This is a genomic window from uncultured Maricaulis sp. (assembly GCF_905480005.1).
Classification (GTDB): Bacteria; Pseudomonadota; Alphaproteobacteria; order Caulobacterales; family Maricaulaceae; genus Maricaulis.
Window position 1 is genome coordinate 1 of record NZ_CAJQOO010000075.1, and the last position, 9,365, is coordinate 9,365.

The following is a 9,365-nucleotide window of genomic DNA, read 5'->3' on the forward strand; positions in this document are numbered from 1 at the left end:
CGCCGCGAAACGGCGCCTGGTGCGCCTTGCCGGCTCACGCATGACCAAGGATGGCAGCCTGGTGCTGAAAGCCGACAGCCATCGCGAACGCGAGCGCAACCGGGCCGAGGCCCGGAACAGGCTTCGCAAGCTGATCGAACAGGCGCTTGTCGCCCCGAAACCGCGCAAGAAGGCGCGCCCGTCATTGGCTTCGATCAAACGCGTGAAAGCGGCCAAGGCCCAGAAATCACAAACCAAGTCGAGACGGCGCAAGCCGGGGGCGGAAGACTAGACGGCTATTTCGGCGACGGAGCCGCAGCTCCACAGCTGGAGCTACGGTCGCTCCCGTCGGCCATCCTGGTGCGGCAGAAGGTCATGGAGCCGGAGACCGGGATGCTGGCCGCGTTCTGCGCGCCGAAAAGATTGGCATCAGTCAGGTCCGCCGAGTCGAGCCGGACGCCGCTGAGCTGGGCGCCGACCAGTTGAGCCGAGTTCAACCGGGCATTGGCCAGGTTCGCGCGCGTCAGATCGGTTCCGAACAGGATGGCCCCTGTCAGATTGGCGCGAGTCAGATTGGCGCCTGTCAGATCGGCGCCGATCAAATTGGCTCCGTTCAAGTCGGCACCGGTCAGATCGGCGCCAGCAAGGTCGATCCCGGTAAGGTCGGCGTAGGACAGATTGGCACCGGCAAGGATGGCCCGTTGCATGTTGCTCTCAATAATCCGGGCATTCGACAACTCGACAGAGGTGAAATTGGCACCGGTCAGGACCATCCCGTAAATCTGCACCCCGGTCAGGTTGATGGTGCGAAAGTCATTTCCCGGAAAAATCGCCTGACTCAAGGAGGCATGGCTCAAGTCCAGGCCAGTCAGGCGGGCATCCCTGAGCAATGTCGTGCGGTCAATTACGGCCGCCTCGACAATGGCGCGGGACAGGTCAGCGCCCTGAAAGTCGAGCCCCGTGAGGTCTTGGCCAGAGAGATTGGCGCCACGAAGAATGGTGCCGGTGAATATCACATTGCGCGGCAACGGCCGGCCGGAGAAATTCACGTTCGACAGATTGGCACGCGCAAAATTGGTGCGGGTAAGCTCGGCGTCGTCAAGGTTGGCCCCAGACAGGTTAGCGCCGGACAGATTGGCATCGGTCAGCAGGGCGCGGGAGATATCGGCGCCAATCAGCGAAGCGTTGGCGGCCTGGGCAAAACGAAGGTCGCAGCCGACACAGACCCGGTTTTGCAGGAGACGCTGCTGCGCGTTGCGATCAACGAAATGGGGCGTCTCGGCGCGGACTCCGAGCTCCCCACAATCGCGATTGAGGACCACTGTTTGGCTCAGACGAGTATTGCAAAGGCGAGCCTGGTTGATCTCATAGCCCAATTCCCGGGCGCCTGTCAGATCCGCGTCGGTGAGATTGGCCCTGGTCAGGGAGGTGTTACGCAGCAAAGCACCTCGAAAATTTGCGCCTACAAATGTTCCCGTGGAGAGGTCAGCCTCGGTCAGATCGGCATTGGAGAAATCCGCGCGGTCCAGATTGGCATCCGGAAACCGGGATCGGGTGAGATTTGCGCCGGACATGTTCGCGCCGGACATCGTAACCCGCTCGAAGCTGACATCTGCCAGCGCGGCGCCGCTCAAATCGACCCCCACCAGATCTCGCGGCATGACCCGGATGAGAATATGGTCGGGGATCACCCGCTCCTGATTGGCCTGCGCCTCGACCGCTGCGGTCGATGCCAGCAACGCAAATCCCATGATCGAAATCGAAATCAATGCCCGCATGTTCCGCCCCTAAAACTGGTTTGCGGGCAGTATACAGGTTGGGGGCAGGTCGTATGCCTCTAATTCCAAATGGATATCGCGCACACCGGCGGGCGACTGCCCATCTTGCACGCCAGCTGACGCCTTCCACCACCGCATCAATCTCGGCCAGATGGCGCTCGATCTCCTCGGCTGGCAGGAAAGCGCCGCGGAAGGAATTCTTCGCCAGTTCGATGATCTCGTCGGCGTTCAGGTCGATGGCGGCGGCGGTTCGGATGTAGTTGTCATTCACATAGCCGCCGAAATAAGCCGGGTCGTCGGAATTGACCGTGGCTCGCAGGCCCAGCGCGAGCATGCGCTTGAGGGGGTGATCCTCCAGCCGCTTGATGCCGCACAGGCGCAGATTTGACAGCGGACAAACCGTCAGCGTCATCTGCTCGCGTCCGAGACGGGCGACCAGCGTGCCGTCTTCCAGGGCGCGATTGCCGTGATCGATGCGATCGACTTTCAGGAGGTCCAAGGCCTCATGGACATAGGCGGGCGGGCCCTCCTCGCCGGCATGGGCCACACGCTTCAGCCCCAGCGCGCCAGCGGCTTCGAAGACGCGCTGGAATTTGGACGGCGGATTTCCCAGCTCGGAACTGTCCAGCCCGACACCATGAATGCGATCGAGATGCGGCTTCGCCATCTCCAGCGTTTCGATCGCCGCCTCTTCGCTCAGATGACGCAGGAAGCAGAGGATCAAGCGGGAGGTCAGGCCCCAATCGGCCTCCGCCTTGTCGAGCGCCCGGGAAATGCCGTTCAGCACGGTTTCGAAGGGGATACCGCGATCCGTATGCCCCTGGGGGTCGAAGAAGACTTCCACATGCCGGACATTCTCGTCATGCACCCGCGACAGGTAAGCCCAGGTCAGATCAAAGAAATCGGCCTCGGTCACAAGGACATTCATGCCGACATAATAGATATCGAGAAAGTCCTGCAGATTGGAGAAATCATAGGCGGCCCGGATCGCCTCGACCGAATCATAGGGAATCGCGATCCCGTTGCGACGGGCCAGCTCGAACATGAGCTCGGGCTCGAGGGAGCCTTCCAGGTGGAGGTGAAGCTCGGCCTTGGGCAGGGCTTGGACGAGACGGGCGAGATCGGTCATGGCAGCTCTCCGGCGCTTGGGGTGGCGCATGGTCTGTCAGCTCGCCGGTCGGCGCAAGCACGAGCCCCTGCTCAGCAGGTCTCATCCGTACCGGCGGCCAGGTCCTGGCACAGGGCCCGGGCGGCATCGATATCCCCAGCGGCGCGCAGCAAGGCGGCGAGACCATGGATGGCCGCCGGATTGAGCGGGTCCAGCGCGAGGACACGGCGATACCAGGTTTCGGCCTGGGCCAGGCTTCCGGCATCAGTGTGGGATTCGGCAATGCGGATACCGACGGCGCTCTGCCAGGGGCCGATTTCAACCGCGTCGCGATCATACCGCCGCTGCATCGCCTCCCAGGCGCGCTCCATATAGGGCATCACATGCTCAGATTGGCCGGACAGCTGGCTGATTTCCGACAGATTGATCAGCGCGCCCCAATCATCCGGCTCGATCACCAGCGCCCGCTCATACGCCAGACGCGCCGGTTCGAACTCGCGATGCGCTGACAAGGCCAGCCCCAGCGCCCGCCAGGCGCGCGCATGGCCCGGATCACGCTCGGTGGCCTGACGGGCGAAGGCGACCGCCCGGGCAGACGCGGCTTCCGCTTCCGGCGTTGCCAGCCAACCCGCCGCAAGTGCAGCCGCCACACCGGGCCGCGCGCGCTCCTGCGCATCCGGGCCGGTATAGCGGATGACACGCTGGGTCAGGGCATTGGCGAGCCCGGCGAGGGCATCGGCGCGATCCGGCTCGCTCTCGAGCACGGACTCATAGAGCCGCAAGGCCGCTTCATTGTCCGCCCGGGTAAAACGGAAATAGAACCCGTCAGCGCGCGCCATGCGGCTGTCGATCCGCTCAGCCTGCATGGCAGGCGCGTCATCCGCACCGCCACCGACGAGTACCCCCAGAACCACCAGCGCACTCACCACGATCAGGCCAAGGGCGATCAGGCCGCGTATCGGCAGCGGCTTGCCTTCCAGTGAGGCAGGCCTGACCACGGCCGGCGGTGTGACATCGGCAATCAGCCGATAGCCCCGCTTGGGCACGGTCTGCAGGTAGAGCGCTTCCCTGGCCTTGTCACCGAGCGCCTTGCGAAGCTTGAACACGGTGCGGGTCAGCGCGTCGTCATTGACATGGACATTGCCCCACAATGCTTCTGCGATCTCCGGCTTGGACAGGACCTCACCGGGCTGACGGGCCAGCAGGATGAGCAAATCCATCACCTTCGGCTCCAGCTCGACCGACCCGTTCGGACCGTCAATCTGGTTGGCGTTCGGATTCGCGCACCAGTCACCGATCTGCCAATGTTTCGGCGCCATGCCCATCCCCTCAAATCGCTCCCATCTCACCCGAAATAAAAAGGTCAGACAATGAGGAGCTTCCGGTCATGGCCTTCCTACACGACCCGCGCCTTGGGTAAAGCCGTCTCCGGGGCAGGCCCCGCACCGGGACCGATCACCACCGCCAACCGGTCAGGAAGAAGCCCATGATCTCCACTATTATCGCCGCCCTCGCGGCCCTGTCGCTCGAGGAGGTCTCGACCGCCCTCAGCCCGGACGACGCCCGAGAGGATTTGCAAACCCTTTATGCCGGCCTTGCCGAAGCTGAAGCGGACCTGTTCGCCCAGACACCGCGCACCGTTTTCGAAACCCGCTTCAGTGAGCTTCGGGCCCGTTATGACGCGCCGGTTCCGGTCGATCAGCTGCACGCCGACCTCCAGGCCTTCGCCGCCCTGGCCCGCCATGCCCACACGCGCATTGAAGGCCTGAATCCCGGCTGGGCCGCCTACCAGGCTGAAAGCGGACCGGTCTTCCCGCTGGAAATACGCATTGAGGATGGCGAAGTCATTGTCGCCGCTTCAGCGGCTGACGACATTCGCCCGGGTGACCGCATCCTCGCCCTCAATGGAGACACCAACCCGCTCTGGCTTGAACGCATCACGCGCCATGTCTCCGCTGAAACAATCGACCTCGCCTACGCCATGATCGCCGGTGGCGATCCCTATTTCGTCTGGCTCGGTCTTGGACCGCACCACCAGTTCGACATCACCGTGGAGCGCGCAGGCGAGACACATGACCTCACCGTGCCCGCAGTGGCGCTGGACGCCTGGTATGAGCGCGAGACCGGGGATGCCGGCTTTTCCCTGACGGGGCGCGAAGCCCGCACGATCTCAGACACGATCACCTATCTCAGACCAGGCGATTTCTACAATATCGAGGCCGAGACCGCCGAGGCGGTTTACGACCCTCTGGCCCTGGCCGCCTATACCGACTGGGTTGACGATATCTTCCTGAGCGCCATCGAGACCGGTACGACCGATCTCATCCTCGACCTGCGCGACAATGGTGGCGGGGACGTCTCCTGGTCCAATCCGGTCGTGGCCTGGTTCGCCGACCGGCCGTTCAACTTCGCGTCGGACTTCCGGATTCGTGTCAGCGAACAGACGACCGCCTCCAACCAGGCACGTCTCGACACCTACCCGCCCGGTGAAGGCGGGGCGTCCGCAACCATGGCCGAACTATTCGAGCAGGCCCCGATTGGCGATATTGTCAGCTTTCGCATGCCCGATGCCGACCCGCGTCCCGGGCCTCGCTTTGAAGGCCGGGTGCACGTTCTGGTCAACCGCAACAGCTTTTCCAACGCCGTGACGACCGCCGCCCTGATCCAGGACTACGGCTTTGGTTGCATCTGTGGCGAACCGACCCGTGACATGGCAACAACCTATGGCGCCATGGAACACTTCACCCTGCCCAATTCAGGCTTCAGGGTCGGCTACCCAAAGGCCCACATCATCCGTCCCAATGGGGATGAAGAACCCCACCCGCTAGCGCCGGATGTCATCCTGCCGGTTCCGGTGCTTCGTGGCAGCGAGGATGTCACGCTGAACGCCCTGATTGCGCATATCGACGCGACCTAGCCCAACAGGACCATCAACAGGGTCAACAGGATGGTGCCGGCGATCACCGTGTTGAGAATGCGCGCCCAGCGCGGATCACTCATGAAGCGCTTCAGCGTCCCGCCGGCAAACATCCAGGCCAATCCCCCGGGCGAGCCGAACATGATGAAGGTCACGACCATGATCAGGGCCCGTTCGGGGGCCGTCTCGGCCAGGGCGACATAAGCGCCCGCGGCCGAGATCGTCATCATCAAGGCCTTGGGATTGATGATCTGGAAGAGTGCCGCCTCATAAACCCGGAATGGACGCGTTCGCGTCTTGCCTTCAGCGCGTTGGGCCGCCGGCAAGGGATTGATCGCGGCTCGGACAAACTGGCTCGCCATCCAGGCCAGCCAGAGGGCGCCGCCCAGCTTCACGACAAGCAGCGCCACGGGATAGCGCTGAACAAGCTCACCCAGCCCGAAGACGCTCGCAATGAGCAACAGGTTGAAGCCGAGATTGACACCCAGCCAGTGCGGCAAGGTCCGCCGGACCCCGAACAGCGCGCTGGACGACATCACCATGAGATTATTGGGTCCGGGCGTGTAGGACATCGCACACACGAATCCTACAAGGCTGAACCAGAGCGCGATATCCATCCATTGACCCTTGCCTGATCGAGCATGTCAGTTAGGCAGTGCCCCCGCGACAGACAACCCGTTTCCTGCGGGACCCCGGGGCCGCCCTGCCCCGTATCGGTCCGCCGACACACGTGGCGGCGCTTACCGGGTCACCCGCGCACCTGTCGCCGGGCGCCTCATGCGACGCTCTTGGCACTCCCGGTTGAAAATCGCTCCCGATGTAAAAAGGGCCCGGCGTTTCCGCCGGGCCCCTCAAACAGGTTATGTCCCGAGCCTTAGCCGACAATCTCGTCATCGGCGAAGAAGAAGGGGATTTCCTGAGCAGCCGTTTCCGGAGCATCGGAACCGTGCACGGAATTGGCTTCGATCGACTCGGCGAACTCCTTGCGGATCGTGCCGGCATCGGCCTGCTCCGGGTTCGTTGCGCCCATCACGGTGCGGTATTTGGCAATGGCGTCATCACCTTCCAGAACCTGGACGACGACCGGGCCGGAAATCATGAAGGTGACAAGGTCGTTGAAGAAGGGACGCTCCTTATGGACACCGTAGAAACCTTCAGCCTGCTCGCGCGACAGACGGATGCGCTTCTGGGCGATGATGCGCAGGCCGGCTTCCTCGATCTTGGCATTGATGGCGCCGGTCAGGTTGCGGGCAGTGGCGTCGGGCTTGATGATGGAGAAGGTGCGTTGGGTCGCCATGGGAGAAGTCCTCGAGACTGGAAACTGTGATTGGCCGGGCGCTCACCCGGTCTGTGGATTCGCGCGGCTTATAGCGGGCGCTGTCAAGATTGGAAACCCATGCTGTCGGTCAGGGTCTCAAAGGCCCCTGCACGCAGCGCGACCCGTCGCGGAGTGATCCATAAATCGCTTGTCAGCCATCAGGCCGGATCCGCTTCATCAGCTCAAGGTTGAAACCGCGAAGCGGCCGCCCTGCGGCCCTTGACCTGAAGAAGCGGATGCGGCGACATCCCGGCAAGCGGTTCATGGATGGGTGCGCGCCGGGCGCGTCCCGTCGACACCTCCCTGTCTGCCAACGCACCCGCCTTCCATCGGGCTCAGCGCGAATCTGTTGCACCGGGGGAAAACCCGCGCTAACCGCCATGCACCATGTTGCACATCAACGACCTCACCTATCGCATTGAAGGGCGGATGCTCTTTGACCAGGCGACCCTCTTCCTGCCGGCCAAGACCAAGATGGGTCTGGTCGGTCGGAACGGGACGGGTAAATCCACGCTATTCCGTCTGATCCGCGGCGAGCTCGGCTCGGAAGGTGGCGAAACCCGCGTCCAGAAAGGCGCGCGTGTGGGCTCGGTCGCCCAGGAAGCGCCGGGTGGGGATGACAGCCTGATCGACGTGGTCATGGCCGCCGATACCGAGCGAGCGGCGCTTCTGGCTGAGTCCGAGACCGCGACCGAACCCAATCGCATTGCCGAAATCCAGACCCGGCTGGCCGATATCGACAGCCATACCGCCGAAGCCCGCGCCGGCTCGATCCTGGCCGGGCTTGGTTTTACCGGCGAGGAACAGCGTCGCCCCTGCCGGGAATTCTCCGGCGGCTGGCGCATGCGGGTGGCCCTGGCGGCGACCCTGTTCGAGCGACCCGATCTTCTCCTGCTGGACGAGCCGACCAATTATCTCGACCTGGAAGGCGTGATGTGGCTGCAGACCTATCTCAAGACCTTCCCCGGCGCGGCCCTGGTGATCTCGCACGACCGTGATCTCCTGAATGGCGCGATGCAGAAAATCGCCCATCTCAAACAGGGCAAGCTGACCGTCTGGGACGGCGGCTATGATGATTTCGAGAAGGCGCTGGCGGAACGTCAGCGCCTGCAGATGAAAATGGTCGAGAAGCAGGAGGTCGAGCGGCGGCACCTGCAATCCTTCGTCGACCGATTCAAGGCCAAGGCGTCCAAGGCCAAGCAGGCCCAGTCGCGCGTGAAACGGCTGGAGAAGATGCAGATCGTGGCGACCCAGGTCGAAGACCCGGTGGCGCCCTTCAACTTTCCCAGCCCGCAGCGCCGCATGGCGCCGCCCATCGTACGCATGGTCAATCTCCAGGCCGGCTATGCGCCGGGCAAGCCGGTGCTGCGCGACGTCACACTCAATATCGACACCGAGGACCGGATCGGCATTCTCGGTCGCAATGGCGCCGGCAAGTCGACAATGGCGAAACTCCTGTGTGACCGGCTGGCCCCGCTCGAAGGGCATCTGCGCAAGCACAAGAAGATGCAGATCGCCTATTTCGCCCAGCACCAGATCGACAGCCTGTCACCGGACATGTCGGCCTATCAGCACATTATCGAATTGATGCCCGACGCGACCGAGGCCCAGCGCCGCTCGCGTCTGGCAACCTTCGGCCTGCCCGGCGACCGTCAGGAAACGCCCGCCGACACGCTGTCGGGGGGTGAGAAGGCACGCCTCCTGTTCAATCTGATCACATTTGAAGGCCCGCATCTCCTGATCCTCGACGAGCCCACAAACCATCTCGACATGGACAGCCGCGCCGCCCTCATCCAGGCGATCAATGAGTATGAAGGCGCCGTCGTCCTGATCTCGCACGACCGGCATCTGATCGAGAGCTGTGTCGACCGGCTCTGGGTGGTCGGCGATGGAACTGTCAAACCCTATGACGAGGATATCGAGACCTATCGCCAGTCCCTGCTCGGACGGTCTGCGAAGGACGGTCCGAAAAAGAAGACCGTCGCGACTGACGAAAAGAGCGTCGCCCGCCGCTCGGCCGCGGATCAGCGCAAGGCCCTCAAACCGCTGCGTGACGAGATCGCCCGCTGGGACAGGGAGGCCGATCGTCTGCGCGGCATTATCGATGTCATCGACAAGGGCCTCGCCGCGCCCGGCCTCTACCAGAAAGACCCCAAGACCGCGACCGACCTCCAGATCAAGCGCGCCAAGGCGGTGGAGTTGCTGGACACGGCCGAAATGAGCTGGCTGGAAGCGGAAGAGAAGCTGGAAGCGGCGCAGGCGGGG

At 63.3% G+C, this 9,365-nt stretch carries 6 protein-coding genes and 2 pseudogenes; 3 read left to right on the forward strand and 5 right to left on the reverse strand.

The genetic code is table 11. The features are described from left to right. Positions 1-271: pseudogene (locus tag QZ266_RS07785) on the forward strand (aminoacyl-tRNA hydrolase); the annotation flags it as partial. 4 nt (positions 272-275) lie between these two features. Here the strand turns inward: QZ266_RS07785 and QZ266_RS07790 are convergent. The 3 genes and pseudogenes from QZ266_RS07790 to QZ266_RS07800 all read right to left on the reverse strand — a co-directional run bounded on the left by QZ266_RS07790 (position 276) and on the right by QZ266_RS07800 (position 4,184). Then, positions 276-1,757: a pentapeptide repeat-containing protein gene (locus QZ266_RS07790; RefSeq protein ID WP_367178219.1), complete on the reverse strand. Its 1,482-nt coding sequence runs from the start codon at positions 1,755-1,757 to the stop codon at positions 276-278. 133 nt (positions 1,758-1,890) lie between these two features. Continuing rightward, a pseudogene (locus QZ266_RS07795) lies at positions 1,891-2,886 on the reverse strand (adenosine deaminase); the annotation flags it as partial. A gap of 71 nt (positions 2,887-2,957) precedes the next feature. Then, a complete protein-coding gene (locus QZ266_RS07800; RefSeq protein WP_295693587.1) occupies positions 2,958-4,184 on the reverse strand; it encodes a winged helix-turn-helix domain-containing protein in 1,227 nt (408 codons plus the stop codon). A gap of 167 nt (positions 4,185-4,351) precedes the next feature. Here QZ266_RS07800 and QZ266_RS07805 point away from each other — a divergent pair, with 167 nt between their 5' ends. Further along, positions 4,352-5,782: a S41 family peptidase gene (locus QZ266_RS07805; RefSeq protein WP_295693590.1), complete on the forward strand. Its 1,431-nt coding sequence runs from the start codon at positions 4,352-4,354 to the stop codon at positions 5,780-5,782. On the opposite strand, the gene QZ266_RS07810 is transcribed toward QZ266_RS07805, so the two are convergent. Continuing rightward, positions 5,779-6,399, reverse strand: a complete 621-nt coding sequence (locus QZ266_RS07810; RefSeq protein WP_295693593.1) for a LysE family translocator — start codon at positions 6,397-6,399, stop codon at positions 5,779-5,781. The two genes, QZ266_RS07805 and QZ266_RS07810, sit on opposite strands and share 4 nt — an antisense overlap. 257 nt (positions 6,400-6,656) lie before the next feature. Then, complete coding sequence (gene ndk / locus QZ266_RS07815; protein WP_295693595.1) at positions 6,657-7,079, reverse strand: nucleoside-diphosphate kinase; 423 nt, start codon at positions 7,077-7,079, stop codon at positions 6,657-6,659. Between the two features lie 408 nt (positions 7,080-7,487). On the opposite strand from ndk, the gene QZ266_RS07820 reads away from it, so the two are divergent. Continuing rightward, positions 7,488-9,365: ABC-F family ATP-binding cassette domain-containing protein (locus QZ266_RS07820; protein WP_295693596.1), on the forward strand; the 1,878-nt coding region annotated here is incomplete at its 3' end.